Below are 19,919 nucleotides of genomic sequence, written 5' to 3' on the forward strand. Positions count from 1 at the left end.
GCGATGGTGGTAGCCATCCGGTTTTACGGGTTCTGTTTAAGAAACGAGGCTGGCGGTAACGGGTTTTACGGTTACGGCGTCCCCTTCTTAATGACCTGCGAGCTAAGAGGGAATCTTTAATTTGTTGCCCTCGGTGTGAGATTTCAATGGCGCTTGTTACTCGCCCTGTTTCTTCCTGGACAACAGCAATCCCGGTTGTTTTGCTGCCAGGGTCTATTTTGACCCGATGTGGGTGCGTGACTGACTCTTCAACGGTTCTGTCTTGCAGGACAATAGTAAATGGATAGCGCTTGAATGCTTTAGCCCTCCCTTTGTTCAGTAATTCTCTTGCCCGTGCTGGATGGCAAGGGTCAAGAGGCTGTAAGTTTTTGTCTAGAACGAAAACGCGCATTACTGCACCTCTCATTACTGGTAAAGTTAGCCTCGACAATGTTATCTAGCCTTGTTAGGTACAGCTCACTGGCTTAACTCTCTACACCTGTTTAAAACTGTACGACAGAGCCTAAAACTGGCACGCATCTTAGGGTGTCATGAGCTAAATAACGTAGTTCTCGTAGAACTTAGTCTGGTCAACTAGAGCCTGTTTTTACAAGCTCCCGCTATAGTTCGATAGAACTTAGCGGTGAGTTGTTGACAATCCGGCTAAAGGGTCCTGTCAGCTTCATAACATTGAACCCATGTGTTAACATCGATGGCGCAAATCGCCCCACCGTCAACGCTACCCCCAAATCCCAGCGTACCGCCGCCGGGGGAATTGCGATCGCAGCTTGTCCCAACGGTGTCATTACCCGTTGTAATGAACGCCATTCAGCCACCGCCTGATTCCCGCGCAGCTTGGCGAGTACGTCACTAAATTGCGACGCCCCCACCGAAGTATCAAAATCCCCTGAAGGTAAACAGCATCCCCAGGTATCATAAGTCAGACAGGGGACTTCCTCACCAATCGCATCCAGAACTTGACGCAGGGGGTTCAGGGAAGGACTGTAGGATAAGCCAGAGTATAGCGAGGGACCCGAATCAAAGGTATAACCATTGCGGATAAAACTGTGTGCAGCCCCACCAGGAATCCAGTGGCTTTCACAGACTGTTACATCAAAGCCATAGCGGGAAAGCATTGCGGCGCAACTTAGACCGCCGATACCACTACCAATAACAATAATATCTGGAAAACTCATTGTATATTGTGTTCACAAACTAATTGAGGGACTGGATACATAGGAGCAAAAGGTTCGTTTGCAAATATAATTAGGTATCTACGTGCTGACACACGATTTACCTAATCCTTAAGTGATTATACCCAAGTCCGATGTTTATATTTAAATTAAACTAGATTTTCAGGATATATATCCTTAAGATTTGGTGAGTTTTAATCCTGTTTAATTTTCGGTATTATTATGCCGCATAAAATGTTTTATATTCAATTAAAATTATTAAAGTTTATATCGTTATCTCTGATTAATTCAGCAAGTTTTGGGCAAGCTTCAGTTTTAGCATTTCCCCTTGATGAAATCGACAACATTCTAGACACTATAAATGATGGAATTGAGCAAATCAATCGCACCGGGGAAACGATAGACCAAATAACAGATTTTTTGGGCATTGATGGAGATGATGATGAAGATGATGCTCCTGAGTCAAAGACCGAAAAAGTCTTTAGACTATATGCAACGTGGTATAAAGGCTTATCTCCATCAGAACAACAACTTGTTTCCTGGCTGACTTTAGAATATGCCAAGAATCAAGACGTGACTTTCAACACAATTGCTTCCCGTGAAGGGTTTTCAAAAAAACCGCTTCAAGAACAAGCTAAAATTGGTCACATTTACCATAAGTTTGATGCCATTTATAAGGCTGTCGAAGCAGATAAAAGTATTTTTTTTACGTTTGCTTTTTGTGTAAATAGTGGTTCCGATAGTTGCCCAGTTAATGAATTGTTGTTTTGAATCCTGTCAAAGTCCCCCTTTTTAAGGCTTACTTTTCACAGGATCTGGAAAACCTCTCTCCAAAACTCTCGTTCTCTCGTGGAATAAAAGGCTTCGTCCTCTGGCTTCCCCGTGCAAAAAAAGCTCCCGCATCCTTATGGCGTGAAAAGTCAGAATCTTTATCTCGTCTGTCACAATGCCATTGCTTTCATCTCCAGAAAAGCTTGACATCATAATTTATAACTTATGATTGATGACGTTTTCGATAAACTCGCCCCCGTTCAATTTCATCTCTAAGTTCCTTAAGTTCTTTCAGATTCAGCTTCTTGGTATAACAATTATGGTTGTTCCCCAATACCATCTTGCTATAACTCTGTAAGCTCTCAACCCAGGGAAACTCAGTCATCCGGAAACGCCACGATACCCCTGGAAGCGGAGGTAAATTCAACGCCTCTCGCACCACGAAACGACCAATGGTAAATGCACTAGTATTAGGGTCCCAGGTATCACCTTGCAGGTCAAGATCCCAGGTTCCAATCAAATGAAAAACTTTGCGAGAACTCTTCAACTTAATAATCCACTGCACACTAAACCGATGAGTCCGAAAAATCTGGTCTTCCTGGGCTAACGATAGCTCCAAGATAGACGTATCCCTATCGGAAAATGAGTTAGCATCCAGAGCCAATCGAATCGCCGCCAGGTTGTCAAGGGTAATCAACAGATTGTGACGGGGATTGTGTTGATTCAGTAGATACCAGGTGGCTACGGCTCCTGGCGCGTCTCGTTCTACGGATAAGAGGACGATGGATTCATCAGCCGAATAGGTACGCTCAAGAATCAGTAACGTCGGTTGAGATGTTTCTGGTGTCTGAAAGATGCGGCGAATCCACCGACTCAGCCATCGAAACCACTGTCGTAAACTCTGTTGCTTCACTTGTATCGCTTTGTCAGGGAGGATATGTTACAACTTCCTATCCACCATGGCTTGATCCGAAGCGCTAGTTCCATAACGAAGATAAGAAAGCTGGGGAAGGTTGCCAAGGTGCAGAAGTTTAGCGTTAACTCGGCGCTTCGTGATCTGCCAGACTAGACTTCGTCAGGCTACGCTAACGTCCCGCTACATTAACATCTACGTGATCTTCCCTATCTCCCCTCTCTCCCTGACTTCAAATTCACACTCATCCCCAGTCCTCATTCCCTGACACCTTATCCCTAAATCTAGATATTCTGAGTTAAAGTGAATTTTGAACTGACAATTTTTTTCTAACCCTAAGGTCAGTGTATGAACTCGTTAGTTGGTAAAACCCTACAGGGTGGCAAATATACTCTAGAGCAAGAACTAGGACGAGGGGGCTTTGGTGTCACCTATAAAGCCACCCATCACTATTTAGGTCAGGTGGTGGTGATTAAAACCCTAGACGAGTCCATGCATCTCAACCCAGACTTTCCTCGGTTTCAGCGTCTATTCCAGGATGAAGCACGACGACTAGCCTTGTGTATCCATCCCAATATTGTCCGGGTCAGTGACTTCTTCGTGGAAGGAGGGTGGCCCTACATGGTAATGGACTATGTAGAGGGTCAGACATTGCAAGAGATGTTACTTTCTGGAAAACCCCTCAGCGAAGCCACCGCCATTCATTACATCCGCCAAATTGGTGACGCCTTAACGGTAGTCCATCAAAAAGGTTTACTCCACCGAGATATTAAACCTGCCAATATCATCCGGCGAGAAGGCACGCACCAAGTTGTACTTATCGACTTTGGCATTGCGCGGGAATTTAACTTCAATACCACTCAAACCCACACTAATATGCTGTCTGAGGGCTATGCCCCCTTAGAACAGTATTTAATCAAAGAAAAACGCACTCCAGCCTCTGATGTTTACGGTTTAGCCGCCACTCTCTATACCCTGTTAACTGCCCAAATTCCCACACCAGCAGTTATCCGGGAGCGCCAACCCATGCCTGCTCCCCGTGACATCCAACCCCAACTCAGTGCAGCCGTTAATCAAGCAGTCATGCGCGGGATGGCAATTGAGGCGCGTCATCGACCCTCATCGGTAGCAGAATGGCTATCCCTGTTACCGGATGTGTCCTTTGAACCCAGCCAGGAATTCATCTACAATTCTGTATCGACAAGCAACGGAGCCACTGTTGCTTTAACACCCCCACAGATAAGTTCCCGTCAGCGAGAGTCCCAGCCGACCCAATATACGCCTTGGCATCGACGCTTAGGTGTTTCTCCCGTTTTATTGGGAATGGGGGCTGTAATTGCCACAGGTTTAGTAGGATTGGGAACAATTTGGTATCAGTCTCAAAACCTCTCAACCCCACCAGCGGCTGAACCCTCATCCCCAGAGGAACCCTTGAATCCTGATACCGAACTCAATCCTAGTGAGGATACGCTCCAGGAAACGACTGAACCCAGCCAGGACAAGAATGCGCCTTCTTCAGAGCAGGAACAAAAACCCACTCGGCGCACTTTTGAGAGATTCCCGAAAAAATCGAGTGATTCAGTCCAACCATCTCCCTCACCCACTTCTGAAGCCCCCTCACTCACACCTGTGGAGCCAGCCTCCTCGGAGAAAAAATCGTCAACCCCAGCATCTCAACCTTCACCTGACTCATCCCCAGCATCTCCAGCTCAATCTCAACCACCAGAACCGCCACCACCGGCTCCAGAGGTTCCCCAATCGGCTGAGTCTTCTGAATCGGTCAACGAACCCCCGCCTGAGTCTGTTGGCGAACCCATAGAAAACATCAAAAAAGCACCTGCTCCACCAGAAGCCCCCCTACCCAAAAAACCCGAAATCACTCAAGAGAATGATGAATGATGAAAAACGCTAAGTAGGTAGATGGAAATAAACCGAACTCTATTCCGTTCTGTCAATATTCCTCAAACCCTTGCAAATGACAAATGACAAATGACGAATGACAACCAATACGGTTTAGCCCTACATACTACTAGTCCCCAATTGGGGCTAGCCATCAGTAATTTCCAGCGCGACAATCGTGCGGCTACCTGGGATTTGGGACAAGATTTGTCTACTCACTTACATCAACATTTGAGTGAGTTTATGAGTCCACAAGGTTGGGCAGATTTGGCATTTATTGCTGTAGCCAAAGGACCTGGCAGTTTTACAGGCACTCGTATTGGTGTAGTCACTGCAAGAACCTTAGCGCAGCAACTTGAGATTCCCCTGTTTGCCATTTCCACTCTGGCAGCCGTTGCTTGGTCGGTAACGCTTCAAAAGAAAGAGTATCAGAATACCTCACACAAAAGAGCGATCGCGCTACAAATGCCTGCTCGACGGGGACAGTTATATACTGCAATCTATCAGGCATCCTCAGACAATTCCAGCTTGATGCCCCTTGTACCCGATGACGTAATCACACCCGATATCTGGCAACAGGTCCTAGACAATCAAAAACTCCCCTATCAACTCATTGAGGTAGCCGTTAATTTAGGAACCTGTGTCACCAGTGTATTAGACTTGGCTGATTTGGATTGGCAACAAGGAAAGCGTCCTCACTGGTCACAGGCTTTACCCTTTTACGGACAGCATCCGGTTACTGGAACAAAAACCGACTAGTGCAGCATGGCAGAAATAACTGACCAGCTAACATCTCCCCTGCTCTGCCTGAATCTGAATTAGGTCATTTTACGACAAACAGGGGTGATTGAACTGATGCTTTAGCTGTGAATTCGAGGTTCTGGGTAAAGCGTACTCAGCAACTGACTTTCTACCGTAGCCAGTTCTTCTAACCTCTGGCTGACAACCTCCCGCTCAAAATAGGTATCCGCTAACACCCAGTACACGCCATAGTGACGTGCTTCAGATGTCATCAAACTTTGATAAAACTCGGCTAATTCCGGGTCAGGACAGTGAGTTGCCAGTAATCCCAGCCGTTCGTGAGAGCGAGCCTCTATTAGAGCCGCAACCAGTAAAGAGTCCAATAGCCGCTCCGGTTCATGACGACGAATCTGAGCTGTTAGTTTAGCGCCATAGGGCGGCGGAGAGAGGGACGCTAGGGGAATACTCCGTCGTTCTAGCCATTGATTAACTTGCTCAAAATGATCCAGCTCCTCACGCGCGATCGCGGTTAGCTGACGAACCAGTTGCGTACTCGATGGGTAGCGAAAAATTAAATTCAGGGCTACACCTGCCGCTTTGCGTTCGCATTGGGAATGGTCGAGTAGAATGAGATCAAGGTGAGCTAGGGCTTGTTCAACCCAACTCCAGCTCGTGGGTTGTTGGAGGGCATGAATCATTACCCAGGGAGAATCTAACACAGGTTTTGGTGACATCGAACGCTCTTGTGAATAACAATAGGGAGAAGGTAAGCAACCCCGGTCTGAAGCTTGCCCGATAAGCGAAGCGAAGGGACACGGAGTTTCCCAAAAGGAAGGAGTTTTATGATTAGGATAGAGACTAGTATTCGAGGAAACTGGTATTTATCAATGGCGTGCTGGATACTAAGCGGAAAAGGTGTGAAATTCAATGAATTTTCTCTGAAACCCGGAAGATAGATGTTAGCACTTGTTTTAAGTAATAGATAATAGAGTATCCTGAGCCTGAGAATCTTGCCCACCAGGGGTGAACATACCTCGGCACACAATAGTCCAGATTTTGGTAACAAAACTGGTGCAAGTAAATGTTTATGGGTGCTACTTATTATTTGACGATACGGATTTGGATCAATAAACAATGACTCACCGTCGGATTGTTATCGGTGACGTGCATGGGCACTACGATACCCTAATGACCTTATTGGACGCGATCGCTCCTGGTCAAGACGATCAGGTTTATTTTTTGGGAGACTTAATCGATCGGGGTTCCCAAAGCTCTCAAGTTGTTGAATTTGTCAAGCAAAGCACTTATTCCTGCTTGTTAGGCAATCATGAGCAAATGCTATTAGAAATCCTGGGTCATGGAGAAATCGAGGGTCCAGCCCTGCAAGCATGGCTCTATAGCGGCGGTCACAGTACCATCAATAGTTATGGTGATCATGGTGTTCGCCAAGACCATATAGAGTGGATGCGTACCCTACCACTCTATATGGATTTGGGAGATACATGGTTAGTCCATGCCGGAGTTCATCCCCGGTTGCCCATTGAAAAGCAAACGGCTGAACAATTCTGTTGGATTCGGGACGAATTTCATAGAATGCCAGAGCCTTATTTTGCCAATAAGTTAATTATCATCGGTCATACGATTACCTTTACCTTGCCAGGAGTGCAACCTGGACGAATTGCTCAAGGTCAAGGATGGTTAGATATTGACACGGGCGCTTATCATCCTAAAAGTGGTTGGCTAACGGGATTAGACCTGACCAACTCACGGGTTTATCAAGCCAATGTCTTCCGAAACCGGGTTCGCCAAATGCCACTTGAGGAGGCGGTGACACGAGTTGAGCCTTCACAACCAAGGTGGCGCGATAGCTACCCAACTAGCCGTAGCCGACAACGCAGTACCGACAAAAGGTTTGGTGTCACTTGACACTCCCATCGCTAAAAGCGAGGGATTCTTCTCTCAACCAGACACCTTAGTGTATTGATTTTCATCAACACACTAGAGGGCGAGCTGTCCAGAAGCGTTTACCCAGCCAGTATTTGGAGGGAGATTCGCGTATGCCCTACGCTATCTAGAGCTTTAATTAAGATGTTTATGGCGGCATTCCAGTCTCTATCGAGAACAGCACCACAGCTACAGACATGAGTGCGGGTACTCAAAGACTTCTTAACCCTAGCTCCACAACAAGAACAATCCTGCGAGGTAAAGCTAGGGTTTATTGCCACCAATTCTCTACCAAATAGACTCCCAAAGTATTCTAACCATTCGCGGAATATTGTCCAGCCAGCATCCGATATTGATTTGGCTAATTTGTGGTTCTTTACCAGTCCCCGAACATTTAAATCCTCAATCGCCACGAAATCGTTAGATTTCATTACGCATCTTGCTAGCTTAACCGCAAAATCTTTACGCTGGCGACTGACTTTTAAATGCTGTCTGCCCAACCTGTGCTGGGCTTTTTTTCGATTCTGACTGCCTTTTGTGCATTTAGAGAGTCGGCGCTGCAATCTTTTCAGCTTTTTCTCAGACTTTCTGAGAAAGCGAGGATTGTTCACCTGGTTCCCATCCGAGTCAGTGTAGAAATAGTTGAGTCCGACATCTAAGCCAATTTGCCTGTTTGTCTGCTCAACGCCTTCACTTCGCTCTACGTCAATACACAACTGAGTATAGTAACCATCAGCCCGTCTTACCAAGCGAATCCGCTTGATTTGGGATGGCTGATAAAAATGCAAATCTCGCCTCCCTACCAGCTTTAAGCGACCAATGCCTGTTTTGTCGGTGATGGTTAGATACTTTCTGTCGTCTGAGAGCTTCCAGCCACTTGTCTTGTATTCGACTGAGCGACAGTTTTTCTTGAACCTGGGAAAGCCCTTCTTTCCTTTAATTTTCTTTTTGCAGTTGTCGTAGAATCGGCTGACACTAGCCCAAGCGCGTACCCTTCGGGAAGGCTTCGCCAACAGCGGCAGCTTGACGCGCCATTGAATTTAAAGCCGCAACAAAAGGAGACTCCGGAGCTTCTGCTAAAACCTTGGTGTATTTGTTCAAGGTATATCGATTAACCTTTTCCTCTTTGGGTGCATCTAGCCAGTATCGCAAACACTTGTTGCGAATGAACTGACTTATCCTTATTGCTTCGTCTATTGCCCTGAGTTGAGCTTTGGGAGCTTTTACTTTAAATTCATAGACTAGCATCGCATCGACCTATTAACGTGCTAATTTGAAATTATCACTCTAACCGTCAGTTGAGCAATATGATCGCCAACTTAAAAGCCACATCATCCAACAGATGTGGCGAGAGTTTGAGCCGAGAATGGCTTCCATCTACAGCAAAAAGGTTATGTGGAATGGCTCGTATTTTGTCTTTAGCTGCGGCGGTGTCACAATAGAGGCGCTTAAGGTCTATATTCAGCAATCTTGAATGTCCTGATTCATCCCGTCGCTGAAAGCGAGGGTCTTCTCAGGACTTGAAGATAAGGGAGCAGGGAAACACAGAGTTCTATAACAGGGGACGAATTTTGGCTTTGTAGGCACTTTCATCCAAACCATCACCAACAGTGGCTTGTGCCGGATCGATCGCCTGCTTTAAGACGTTAATGCGATCTCCAACGGCTGGATGGGTGCTGAGGAATGAGGGGACGGAACCCCTTTTATTCTGGAGTTTTTCCATAAAATTCACCATGGCTGATGGTGCGTAGCCCGCTTTTTTGAGGATGTCTAACCCAACCTGATCAGCCTCCAATTCATCTTCACGACTATTGGGTAACCGCAGCGCCAAGTCTACGCCTATATTAACTAAGGTACTGCGATCTAGACCTGCAGCAACGGCTACTCCCCTAGCGATCGCGCTCTGGCGCATTTGTTCAATCATGTGTTCCTCTTCGATATGCCCGATTTCATGGGCAATCACACTAGCTAGTTGAGCCTCATTGTCCGCCGCTTCAATCAAACCCGTGTTGAAATAAGTAAACCCCCCTGTAGTCGCAAAGGCATTAATGCTGTCATCCTCAACCACCTGAAACGTATAGGGAATATTAGAGCGTTGACTTTCTTTTGCCAATCGCTGACCAATCTGATCAATATAGCGGTTGACACTGGAATTGCGATAAAGCCGGATCTGGTTTCTCACCAACTTCTGATTAATCTGCTGCCCGATCTCGACTTCCTGGCGATCAGAAATATTGGAAAGTTGGATAATCTGGACGCCTCGGAAAATTATATCGAGCCAGGGAATTGCTTGACTCACCTGAGGTGTACCCACGATCAGGCTCAACGCCAAGATCGCTGACACAAATGGATATAATAGACGACGGTGACGACGAGACCAGAAGGATAATGGATTAACCATGGTACATAAAATTAAAATAGCTACAGTTAAGGTACTCAAACAATAGACGCTACTTACAGGCTATAAGTTGCCATGACTGCTGTATTTCCCCCCCTTTTTCTGATGCCCAGCTCTTGAAAATAAAAGTGAGGCTTTCCCTTGAGTGTTAAGAAACACTTTCTGACACAGGGGGTTGAGGATAGGGCGACCCAAGTACATTGAGCGGGCTGGTGCTGTTAATTAGGCTAAGCGGGTCGCCCAGACACTTTAGACTACAGGTGTTTGTTTCATCCCTAAGGGGGGCGCGATCGCATTTATGAAAACTGCTAAGGTTTCCACAGGTTATACTGATCTGTTGTTGCTGCCGTGGTAATTTAATCAGGAGAGCATAACTGAGTCTTCTGTTGATGTTGGAACGAGAGTTAAAAAATACTAATCGTAAGAGTTTATGAGTATTTTGGATTCTAAAGGTCGTCTTTTCGGTAAAATCAGCATTCTCGATCTAGGGGCTGCCTTGGTCATTTTATTAGTGATTGTGGGAATCTTTTTCTTTCCCGGTACTTCAGGTTCTGTCGCCCAACTGCCTGGAACCAGTACGACAAAACCTGTCCAAGTTGATTTGGTGGTTCGCGGGTTGAGCGTGCGTAATCCAGAAGATTTGATGGCTCAGTTTAGGGAAGAAAAGAAAACAAATATCGTCATTCGCAATCAACCCTATGGTCAGGTAGACATCCTATCGGTAGTAGAATTGCCACGGCTGCTTGTAATACCCCAACCCGATGGCTCGGCTAAAGCGCTACCTGATCCCAGATCTGACACCTTTAGCACTGATATGGTTATGACCCTCGGTGGTCAAGCCACGATTACCGATAATGGTCCGGTTCTGGGAAATAGCAAGATTAAAATTGGAACGCCTGTGGAATTAGAGGGTAAAAATTACAATTTCAATGCTAGCGTGATTCAGGTTAGGGTTGAATGAAAGGGAACTATTAACAGGAAGCAGGTAACAGGATAAAATCCTGTTTCTTGATTCCTGAAAATGCTTTGACAGGCAGGTTTAGCTTTAGGTGAAAATGTTCCTAAATGACCAATGATCAAGTTTTAATCTCCAATCCTTTCCTCTGAATTTAGGAGCTTCAAATACTTTCGGATTAAACCAATCGTCACGGCTGGCAATTCTAGCTGAGGAGTTAATCCAACATCCTCAAGGGTTTGAAAGACTCGAATGGCTTTCGGATTAAGATCGGCTAGTCGCTTGCCGATTTCTGGGCTGGTAAATTCTGATTTTTGTCCCCAGATAATTGCCGTGGGAGTGTTAAGTTGAGGAATGTACAGGGATAAGTCAAAGCACAAGTCTCCTCGCACAAAGGAAAGCGCTGCATATTCAGCATTGGGTTGTTGAGCTGAGGCTAAATAAGCATCCACAATTTCTGAAGCTATTCGGCTCTTACGAGCAAATTGCCGGGTTTCTAAGAAACTGCGGATACCGCCTTCAGTGGCGACGCCAGTGCTGTAGAGGATGCGATCCAGAATAGGTGTGCTGATCAATTGGGCAAAAAAGCTGCGTGTGTAGTCTTCCCCAAAATCAGAGAGTCCTGATGGAGTGGTGAGAATCAGAGACTTAAACAGTTCAGGACACGCGATCGCAGCTCGGATTGTCAAAGCAGCGGTTAGAGACGAGGCAATCACTGGCGTGCCTTGAGGACAGGTTTGCTCTAGGAATTCATTAATTGTCCTGATGTAGTCCTCAATCTGGTAATTGCGTTCAGGATGCTCTGAACGTCCCCAACCAATAAGATCCGGGGCGAGAACGCGATACTCACTGGCAAATGCTGGATAGACCTTTGACCACTCATACGCCGATGATCCACCCCCAAAGCCATGCAAAAACACTAACGTTGGTTGTGCTTCTGACTCAGGGGTTTCTGGGGTTTGCCACGGCATGTCGTCAGCCGTGTAGTATGCCATTGTTCCTAGTGAGGTCACTAAGGAGTGCTGCTTAAAGCCATTGGGTTCAATCATATCTCCACCTTATCGCTATTACTATCATCCCTGATTCTAGGGTCGAGAGCCTCTGACTTTGAGTTGATTCCCTTAACCCGGAATCCTCGATCAAAGGTAGTCACGCTTTTCTAAAAGCGTTAAAATTACAAGTTTTGAACGGAGGGAACTTTCCTCACTATTATTTCATCGGAGGATTTTATGCAAGTGGACGTTTGCACACAAAAGGGTACAAACTCATATCAGTAATCCGATAAAAAACATTTGTAGTTTTGGGTGAGACTGTTGGAAGCCAACGCCGCGAAAGTCCCACGCTTGCGGTTGAGTTTAAATGCTAGGATAACCAGCCTGTAGGCGTGATTCGCTAAAAGATTGGCGATATCAAGTAGTTTTGGGGGCAGGAGATTTGAGCGGTGATTTGAACCTAAAATTTGACATTTATTCTAGGCTGATGGAGTTATCAGCTCTTCAGTGTTTAAGCTTTCTCAATTTATTCGTTGTTTAAAGAACGTGATAACAATGCAATGCAAGTTACAGTTACAGGAAATTATAGATGATAACTTCATCAAGTCGCCAATGGCGATAGCTTCTCCTGGCTGGGATATAGCTGAATATGAGTCGAGTTTACTCGTGATAAGACCAAAAAGTGTCTGCCTTAACTTGGAAGCCTTAAGCTGTTTTGAAGTTGTAGAGCATCAATTTCACCAGTTTGGAGTGACATTTAAAAACGCGATCGCTCTACAGCCATCAAACCCAGCCTATCCTCCCCGCTCTGGTACTATTGTCCTCATGGCGGCACCCAAAAGCGGTTGGCTAGAAGCGACATTTTCGCAGCCGATTGCTTGGTTCTGCTGCTATGTCACCAGTTCCCAGCGAACGATGATGTCTGCCTACGACTCCCAGGGTATGCTTATTGATCAAGTGATGACTCAACCAAATTTAGCTGGCTCGGATTCACCTACGCCTCCCAATACCCAGCTTCAGATTGATGCGCCAAATATATCTCGCATCACATTCTATGCCTTTGACGGTCAACTGACCCTTGCTGACTTGAGTTTTGAGTTTTGACCCTTTTACCCTGCTACCCTATGCAGTTTGCCCCGCTCTATCCCCTTTTATACCCAATTCTGAAAACTGCCTTTCCCCATTGTCTTTGGTCAGGTTCGCCCCAGTCACGAACCATTGCCCTCACGTTTGATGATGGTCCTCACCCCCAGTACACCCCCCAACTTCTGCAAGTTCTGGAGCGCTACGATATAAAAGCCAGTTTTTTCTGGTTAGGCACTTGCGTCAAATCAGCGCCAGCCGTTGCCCGTGAGGTCTACCTCCAGGGTCACTGGATTGGATTGCACGGTTATAATCACCACTCTTTCCCCTTGCTGACACCAGATACGCTCGCATCAAGTTTAGAAAAAACCCAAGCCGCAATTACCCAAGCTTGTGGACTCAACTCCGAGTACCTGCGGGACGTTCGCCCCCCGAATGGTTTGTTTACTCCCCAAACTCTAAAATTATTAAACAAATGGCACTATCGACCCGTGATGTGGAGTGTTGTTCCAGAAGATTGGGTTCGTCCTGGCTCTTCAGTCGTTGTCCGACGAGTCCTACAGCAAGTACGTAATGGATCGGTTCTTGTCTTGCATGATGGTTACTATGGAGGAGAAGATGTTACACAAACTACAGCGACGTTAATCCCAACCCTACTTGATCAAGGATATGACTTTGTGACCATTGATCAACTATGGCAACTGAAACGCGACATTATTGCTGTGAAGTAAGTTAGTCTTAACGCTATCTGTAGAGTGCCATAACCCTGAAAATTGGATTATTCCAACTATATATAGAGTTAAAGCTTAAGAAAAAGAATGAGGAATGTAGAAGCGATATGGCTTCTGATCTGGGTAGGATGAGAGATGAGCGTGAGGATTGCGCTCAAGTTGCTTTTTCCCGATAACGGACTCACTCCCATTTCCCCTATCTATATGAATCTGTATGAATAGATGGACTCACTATCCGGCTGCCAGCTCACAGGAGATGACACAAGCGTTACGTATTGTAACCATCTCGGCAAATTTTACTCAGATTTTAAACACAAATACTCCAATTGTGTGTTAAAACAAATGTTTTACACACAATCGGGCATTCATTACTTATGCATTACCTCTACCCCCAAAAAATTTGTTGCATATACGCCGAAGTTCGCTAACGTAGTCAAAGAAGCATAATCGTCTCCACACCGAACATTTGTACTAAGACAGGGTGATTTCATGACTATAGAGAAACTAAGGCTCTTGAATTGTCAGCTAACTTCATTAAAATGGCTGATCGCATTTCAGCAATTTGTCCGGGACAATCCAGTCTAGCCCTAGAGTACATTAAAGAAGGATTGACAGAACGGACAGACATCAAAAGACGGTTAAAGTTTTGATGGCTCTCCAAAGGGTAACAGTAAAACTCACGACTCTATCGCTCACTTCCATCAAGCTAGGCTTAGTCCTCAATCCATCTAGCCATGCAAATCGAGGAAAGACAATCTATAATGGTTTCATTCTTGACCAAAATTAATGGGTCTAAAGCATCCCCCTTCTAAGGGGACTTCGGTGAGCGTCAAGCAAATATTCATTTCGCGTAAACGCTCTTAACCGAGCCAAGATTATCAGCTTTCTCTAAGTTGTCAAAAACCACGAACAAGTTTTTTGAATTAAAGCTAGAATCAAAAAGTCTCAACAGCCGCTAGGATTAAAACTTACTTGACCCGGCATTCAAATCCCTGTTGAGTTATAGAGGAATAAATCTAGCTTGAGTCTCTCAGGCTCAATAATTCAATAACCGATTAGAATGCAAAAGTAAGATTAAATCGCTGGCTAAATTTTTAAGTAGATTACTGGACATCTACTGGTCTTTAACTGAAGGAGCATGAGGAAAAAGGCATGACCCAGGCAAACGACGTACTTGCAACAATTTCTCAGCCTCAAAGCGGGTTGGAATTCTTGCTAGAGGATGAAGCAACTCAAGACGATATGGTGGACGTTAACTCGGAAGCCATTCAACCCGAACCGGAGGAGGAAGACGGTAAGACAGGTAAGGTGCGTTCTACTCGTCGTCGCACACAAGCGAAAAAGAAGCACTATACCGAAGATTCAATTCGCCTCTACTTGCAAGAAATTGGTCGGATTCGCCTATTACGCGCTGATGAGGAAATTGAACTGGCGCGTAAAATTGCGGACTTGTTAGAGTTAGAACGTGTCCGCGATCGCTTGTGTGATCAGCTCGAGCGAGAGCCAAAGGAAGGAGAATGGGCAAGTTCAGTCAACATGGAACTCCCCGCCTTTCGCAAACGCCTTTTCCTGGGTCGGCGGGCAAAAGAAAAAATGGTGCAGTCTAACCTGCGTCTAGTCGTGTCCATTGCCAAAAAATACATGAATCGGGGTCTGTCGTTTCAAGACCTAATTCAAGAAGGGTCTTTGGGACTGATTCGGGCGGCGGAAAAATTCGATCACGAGAAAGGCTACAAATTCTCAACCTACGCCACTTGGTGGATTCGCCAAGCTATCACTCGTGCTATTGCCGATCAATCCCGTACCATTCGCCTACCCGTTCACCTCTACGAAACCATCTCCCGGATCAAAAAGACCACCAAAATCCTCTCTCAAGAACTGGGTCGCAAACCCACGGAAGAAGAAATTGCTGACCGGATGGAAATGACCATCGAGAAGCTGCGATTTATTGCCAAATCTGCCCAACTCCCCATCTCCTTGGAAACGCCAATTGGTAAAGAAGAAGACTCTCGCCTGGGTGACTTCATCGAAGCTGATGGTGAAACGCCAGAAGACCAAGTATCCAAAAACCTACTGCGGGAAGACTTAGAAAGTGTCCTGGATACATTAAGCGCCCGGGAACGAGACGTTCTCCGGTTGCGCTATGGGTTAGATGATGGACGGATGAAAACCCTAGAAGAAATCGGTCAAATTTTTAACGTGACCCGCGAGCGTATTCGCCAAATAGAGGCAAAAGCTCTGCGTAAACTTCGCCATCCCAATCGCAACAGTATTCTCAAGGAGTATATCCGCTAGGACTAGAGGGCGATGGGTAATATCAAGTCCGGTAGCACCGGACTTGCTGATGGGGGAAGGGGTAGAAGGGTAAGGCTCCCTTTTAAATAACGACAGCGATGATAGACGCACTCGCCCTGCAGGAGACGATATCAGATGAGTCCTCTATGTGTTACAAAATAACCCAAAAGGAAGCTGGGGTTCATAGGTTGAACACCCAGCTATTCTTGACAAATTGATCAAGACTTGACGATGCTGTATTACATCAGCCCCCAGAAGTGTAGTACGCCTTGACCGGAAATATATTCTGTGATCAAAGCGGCAACAAAACCAATCATGGCTAGACGACCGTTCCAATTCTCAGCGTTCGCTGTAAACCCAAATTTGGCTTCCTTTTGCTGTTGACCTTCCATGGCTTAGTTGTTTTAGTTACATTGTGTAAATTAATATGTAAATTAATATAACAAATTGTTGGCAAAAGGACAAGTATTGGGTCAAAGTGACAAAAATCTCGGTAGAAAAACCCATTCTGGTTCTCAGCCAGAGTAACAGATGACAAATCCACACACTGACTCTTAGGTACAGTGTCGGCTTCTTGAGGAGCCTTTCTAAACAACGAGCCCGGAAAAATAAATTTTATTTAAAGTTTGATTAAGAAATGGCTATCATCGCGGCTCAACTGCCAACTCGACTCGACAATTACTACCAGCAGATTCGCGTTATTATTGATCGCCAAAATCCAATTACAGGACTATTACCCGCCAGTACGGCAGTGAATGCCCATGGTGACTACACCGATGCCTGGGTTAGGGATAACGTTTACAGCATTTTGGCGGTTTGGGGATTAGCGTTAGCGTACCGCAAACTTGACGTCGATAGTGGGCGCACCTTTGAACTAGAACAGAGTGTGGTCAAACTAATGCGGGGGCTGCTGTTTTGTATGATGCGGCAAGCCGCCAAAGTGGAACGGTTCAAAGACAACCAATCTCTGCTAGACGCGCTGCACGCCAAGTATAATACCAGCACTGGCGATGTGGTTGTGGGGGATGATGAGTGGGGTCATTTGCAGCTAGATGCTACCTCCCTATTCCTGTTGATGCTGGCTCAGATGACGGCATCAGGGTTACATATTGTTTACAGCATTGCTGAAGTGCATTTCATCCAGAATCTGGTGTATTACATTGGTCGTACCTATCGGACACCAGATTACGGAATTTGGGAACGGGGAAATAAAGTTAATCACGGTAATCCTGAACTCAACGCCAGTTCCGTAGGCATGGCAAAAGCCGCATTAGAGGCGATTAACGGGCTAGATTTATTTGGCGTGCGGGGTTCTCAAGCCTCGGTAATTCATGTCCTTCCTGATGAAATTGCGCGATCGCGGATTACGTTAGAATCTCTATTACCACGAGAGTCAAGTTCCAAGGAAACCGATGCGGCATTGTTAAGTGTAATCGGGTTCCCCGCCTTTGCCATCGAAGACGTGGAACTGCTCGATAGAACTCGTCAAAAGATTGTCGATAAATTACAGGGACTATATGGGTGTAAGCGGTTCTTGCGGGATGGACATCAAACGGTATTAGAAAATACCACCCGCTTGCACTATGAACCCTGGGAACTGCAACAATTTGAACATATTGAATGTGAGTGGCCCCTATTTTTTACCTACTTAGCCCTGGATGGCTGGTTCCGGGGAGACGTTGAGCGGGCGCGGAATTATCTGGGGCGTTTGGATACATTGCTGGTTGAGCGAGACGGGATGCGCTTATTACCCGAAGTGTATTACGTTCCTGCGGACAAAATTGAAGCCGAACGCGCTTCTCCTCATTCCCAGAATCGCAAACCCAATGAAAATTTGCCTCTTGTCTGGGCGCAGAGTTTGTATCTACTTGCCCAAATGCTTCATGACGGATTAATTACGCGGGGAGATGTTGACCCCTTAGGGCGTCATTTTTCTGTAGGGCGTCACCAAGATCCGGTGGTACAAATTGCCCTATTAGCAGAGGATGAAGCGTTACAAGCGCAACTGGCAGCTTATGGGATTGCCACACAGACCCCGAAACAAGTTGATCCTACTCAAGTGCGTCAGGCAACTGACCTATCCCGATTGTATGCCCAAATTGGACGGTGTGATGCCTTAGGATTAAGCGGACGTCCGATTCGACGCCTGCGAAGTTTGACCACCTCCCGCATTTTTCGCTTCGGGAAAGAAACGATTGTGTTTTTGCCCGCGTTTTTAGACCAGCAACAGTTTTATTTAACCCTGGATTATCATTTCCTGGTGGCTCAAATTAAAAGTGAACTGACATATATTCAACGCCACTGGGGTGAGTTAGGACGTCCAACGATGACACTGTTATTAACTCACCAGATGGTGCAGACGGGAGAGGAAGCCAGTCATCCGGGACAAGAACAACTTCAGGGTTCCCCGTTACTAGAATTAATCCAAGAATTGCAAGAGGGATTATGTAATGGGGTGCGGGTCAAGTTAGGGCGTTTAAATCAGTTAACGCTTACAGCCGGAGTTGAACGCATTGATGTGATGCAAGGATTTGAGTTTAGTGAGTCTCCGGTTCAAGATGCTGCACCGCCTGATTATTACCTGAGAAATAGTCAGCGAAAAAATGGTCCGTTAAGTCATACGCAGGAATTCTTGCTGGAGTGCGAAACGAATCTCCAACTCTTGCTCGATAGTTTACGGCATTCAGAAAATCTTTATGAGCAAATTGAATTATTACGCACCCTGAAAAACTTGCGGGGACTGGATTTTGATACAGGGTTTGGTCAACCTAAACGAGTGGTGACGGTGGCGGATTTGCTGAATGAAGTGTACACCAAAGCCAGTAGTGAAGGAGCCTCTGTTTACTGGGGCGTGATTCGTCAAGCAGCGGGATTACTGAATAAAGTCGAAATTAGCTTGTCGGATGCGGTTACAGATATTTTGGTGCGGGGGAAACAGATAACGGTAGGAAAAGCGTATAGTGAGGCTTCCCTGATTAAAAACCCAATGTCTAACCTGGAAATCCAGGCAAAAATTGACGAGTTTTGTCGAGAAGATATTCGCGATCGCGTTTTGACTCAAGAACTCCTGATTTACTTAAGTATTCTGATTAAATCCGAACCTCATCTGGTTGATGGCTTGCTCACGCTGCGGGTTGGGTATTTAATTCTGCTGTTGACGAGTGAAGTGGCGGCTGAATTGGGGATGACTCAGGATGAAGCTTATGAAGAATTGATGCACTTGAGTCCCTTTGATGTGAAAATGCGGCTGCGTTCCTGTTTGGCGGGATATGAAGGGATTAACCAAAAGTTACGCCAACAAGAATCACTGCGCGTTAAACAACCGAAACAGGTGATTAATTGGGTAATATTGCCAGAGGATCGAATCTATGTAGACGAAGACATTACTACAGCAGGAAATTGGCTGAGAAAACGACAACTTGATGGTAGTGCGGGTCGAGTGCCTAAAGATTTTTACCCGAAAGTTTGGCAAGTGATGAAACATTGTAAGGGTTTGGTGATCGGCGATAAATTAGAGCGTCGCAATCGCCTGGATAGCCAACCTCTGCTCTCAGAAATGACACCTGGGGAAAAGAATTTTGCCCTGCGGGTTGAGCATTTACTCAATAAAATTCAAGTGCCAACCTATCGACAGGTGAATATCGAGGCACTTGTGGAATTAGCCGCAATACTGGAACGGAATCCAGAGTTGGAAATTGAAGAATACATTGTTCTTGATGTTTTGATTGGTCATGCTGTCCGTTTAGGCTGGTTGGAACGCTATCCAGAACGAGCAGATAAGTATGATGAATATAAGGCAGCAGCTTGGCGTGCTTTTTATGATATGTCTCCTCAAGAATGTGCGGCTTATATTGTTAAGGCGTTCCAATTCTTGACACAAGTCGAACCTGCCAATGTTGCTTAAGCTAGGGAACAGGGAACGGGGAAGAGGAATCCCCTTTTGCCATGGCGATTGAAATCGCTGCTACACAAACAAAGTCCGCCTGCGCGGACTGGGTTATAAAGGGGGTAGCTAACCCGGATTT

16 protein-coding genes and 2 pseudogenes are annotated in these 19,919 nt (G+C 45.8%); 10 read left to right on the forward strand and 8 right to left on the reverse strand.

Features of this window, described 5'->3' with window-relative positions:
* On the reverse strand, positions 1–391 hold a 391-nt coding region (gene iscB, locus RLO19_RS02955; RefSeq protein WP_446353695.1), incomplete at its 3' end, for an RNA-guided endonuclease IscB.
* A gap of 238 nt (positions 392–629) precedes the next feature.
* Positions 630–1,175 (reverse strand): annotated as a pseudogene (locus RLO19_RS02960) (FAD-dependent oxidoreductase); the annotation flags it as partial.
* Positions 1,176–1,406: 231 nt separating this feature from the next.
* Between RLO19_RS02960 and RLO19_RS02965 the strand changes: the two are divergent.
* Complete coding sequence (locus tag RLO19_RS02965) at positions 1,407–1,943, forward strand: hypothetical protein (RefSeq protein ID WP_446353697.1); 537 nt, start codon at positions 1,407–1,409, stop codon at positions 1,941–1,943.
* Between the two features lie 223 nt (positions 1,944–2,166).
* Here the strand turns inward: RLO19_RS02965 and RLO19_RS02970 are convergent, their stop codons facing one another.
* Entirely contained in the window at positions 2,167–2,856 is a 690-nt protein-coding gene (locus tag RLO19_RS02970; RefSeq protein WP_446353699.1) for a hypothetical protein, read from the reverse strand.
* Positions 2,857–3,204: 348 nt separating this feature from the next.
* Here RLO19_RS02970 and RLO19_RS02975 point away from each other — a divergent pair, with 348 nt between their 5' ends.
* Both RLO19_RS02975 and tsaB read left to right on the forward strand, forming a co-directional pair.
* Positions 3,205–4,755 carry a serine/threonine protein kinase gene (locus RLO19_RS02975; RefSeq protein WP_446353701.1) on the forward strand — a complete coding sequence of 517 codons (1,551 nt, stop codon included), beginning with the start codon at positions 3,205–3,207 and terminating at the stop codon, positions 4,753–4,755.
* A gap of 90 nt (positions 4,756–4,845) precedes the next feature.
* Positions 4,846–5,514 carry a tRNA (adenosine(37)-N6)-threonylcarbamoyltransferase complex dimerization subunit type 1 TsaB gene (tsaB, locus tag RLO19_RS02980; RefSeq protein ID WP_446353703.1) on the forward strand — a complete coding sequence of 223 codons (669 nt, stop codon included), beginning with the start codon at positions 4,846–4,848 and terminating at the stop codon, positions 5,512–5,514.
* Between the two features lie 101 nt (positions 5,515–5,615).
* On the opposite strand, the gene miaE is transcribed toward tsaB, so the two are convergent.
* The gene (gene miaE / locus RLO19_RS02985; RefSeq protein WP_446353705.1) at positions 5,616–6,230 is read right to left on the reverse strand and encodes a tRNA isopentenyl-2-thiomethyl-A-37 hydroxylase MiaE; all 615 of its coding nucleotides are present in this window, start codon (positions 6,228–6,230) and stop codon (positions 5,616–5,618) included.
* 400 nt (positions 6,231–6,630) lie between these two features.
* Here miaE and RLO19_RS02990 point away from each other — a divergent pair, with 400 nt between their 5' ends.
* Positions 6,631–7,422 carry a metallophosphoesterase family protein gene (locus tag RLO19_RS02990; protein WP_446353707.1) on the forward strand — a complete coding sequence of 264 codons (792 nt, stop codon included), beginning with the start codon at positions 6,631–6,633 and terminating at the stop codon, positions 7,420–7,422.
* 98 nt (positions 7,423–7,520) lie between these two features.
* Here RLO19_RS02990 and RLO19_RS02995 read toward each other — a convergent pair.
* A pseudogene (locus tag RLO19_RS02995) lies at positions 7,521–8,688 on the reverse strand (RNA-guided endonuclease InsQ/TnpB family protein).
* A 94-nt stretch (positions 8,689–8,782) separates the two neighbouring features.
* Here RLO19_RS02995 and RLO19_RS03000 point away from each other — a divergent pair.
* Complete coding sequence (locus tag RLO19_RS03000; RefSeq protein WP_446353709.1) at positions 8,783–8,914, forward strand: transposase; 132 nt, start codon at positions 8,783–8,785, stop codon at positions 8,912–8,914.
* Between the two features lie 78 nt (positions 8,915–8,992).
* On the opposite strand, the gene RLO19_RS03005 is transcribed toward RLO19_RS03000, so the two are convergent.
* Positions 8,993–9,841 (reverse strand): M48 family metallopeptidase, encoded by an 849-nt coding sequence (locus RLO19_RS03005; protein WP_446353711.1) that lies wholly within the window; start codon positions 9,839–9,841, stop codon positions 8,993–8,995.
* 427 nt (positions 9,842–10,268) lie between these two features.
* Between RLO19_RS03005 and RLO19_RS03010 the strand changes: the two genes are divergently transcribed.
* Positions 10,269–10,799: a DUF4330 domain-containing protein gene (locus RLO19_RS03010; protein ID WP_446353713.1), complete on the forward strand. Its 531-nt coding sequence runs from the start codon at positions 10,269–10,271 to the stop codon at positions 10,797–10,799.
* Positions 10,800–10,921: 122 nt separating this feature from the next.
* Here RLO19_RS03010 and RLO19_RS03015 read toward each other — a convergent pair whose 3' ends face one another.
* A complete protein-coding gene (locus RLO19_RS03015; RefSeq protein WP_446353715.1) occupies positions 10,922–11,842 on the reverse strand; it encodes an alpha/beta fold hydrolase in 921 nt (306 codons plus the stop codon).
* Positions 11,843–12,340: 498 nt separating this feature from the next.
* Here RLO19_RS03015 and RLO19_RS03020 point away from each other — a divergent pair, with 498 nt between their 5' ends.
* The 3 genes from RLO19_RS03020 to rpoD all read left to right on the forward strand — a co-directional run bounded on the left by RLO19_RS03020 (position 12,341) and on the right by rpoD (position 15,894).
* Positions 12,341–12,889: a hypothetical protein gene (locus RLO19_RS03020; RefSeq protein ID WP_446353717.1), complete on the forward strand. Its 549-nt coding sequence runs from the start codon at positions 12,341–12,343 to the stop codon at positions 12,887–12,889.
* A 20-nt stretch (positions 12,890–12,909) separates the two neighbouring features.
* Positions 12,910–13,599: a polysaccharide deacetylase family protein gene (locus tag RLO19_RS03025; protein ID WP_446353719.1), complete on the forward strand. Its 690-nt coding sequence runs from the start codon at positions 12,910–12,912 to the stop codon at positions 13,597–13,599.
* A 1,152-nt stretch (positions 13,600–14,751) separates the two neighbouring features.
* Positions 14,752–15,894, forward strand: coding sequence for an RNA polymerase sigma factor RpoD (rpoD, locus tag RLO19_RS03030; RefSeq protein ID WP_446353721.1), 1,143 nt, complete (start codon positions 14,752–14,754; stop codon positions 15,892–15,894).
* A gap of 239 nt (positions 15,895–16,133) precedes the next feature.
* On the opposite strand, the gene RLO19_RS03035 is transcribed toward rpoD, so the two are convergent.
* Positions 16,134–16,286, reverse strand: coding sequence for a chlorophyll a/b-binding protein (locus RLO19_RS03035; RefSeq protein WP_446334106.1), 153 nt, complete (start codon positions 16,284–16,286; stop codon positions 16,134–16,136).
* Positions 16,287–16,531: 245 nt separating this feature from the next.
* Here RLO19_RS03035 and RLO19_RS03040 point away from each other — a divergent pair, with 245 nt between their 5' ends.
* Positions 16,532–19,798 carry a glycoside hydrolase family 15 protein gene (locus tag RLO19_RS03040; RefSeq protein ID WP_446353723.1) on the forward strand — a complete coding sequence of 1,089 codons (3,267 nt, stop codon included), beginning with the start codon at positions 16,532–16,534 and terminating at the stop codon, positions 19,796–19,798.
* Positions 19,799–19,919 lie beyond the last annotated feature (121 nt).

The organism is Coleofasciculus sp. G2-EDA-02 (assembly GCF_040226375.1).
Lineage (GTDB): Bacteria > Cyanobacteriota > Cyanobacteriia > Cyanobacteriales > Coleofasciculaceae > Coleofasciculus.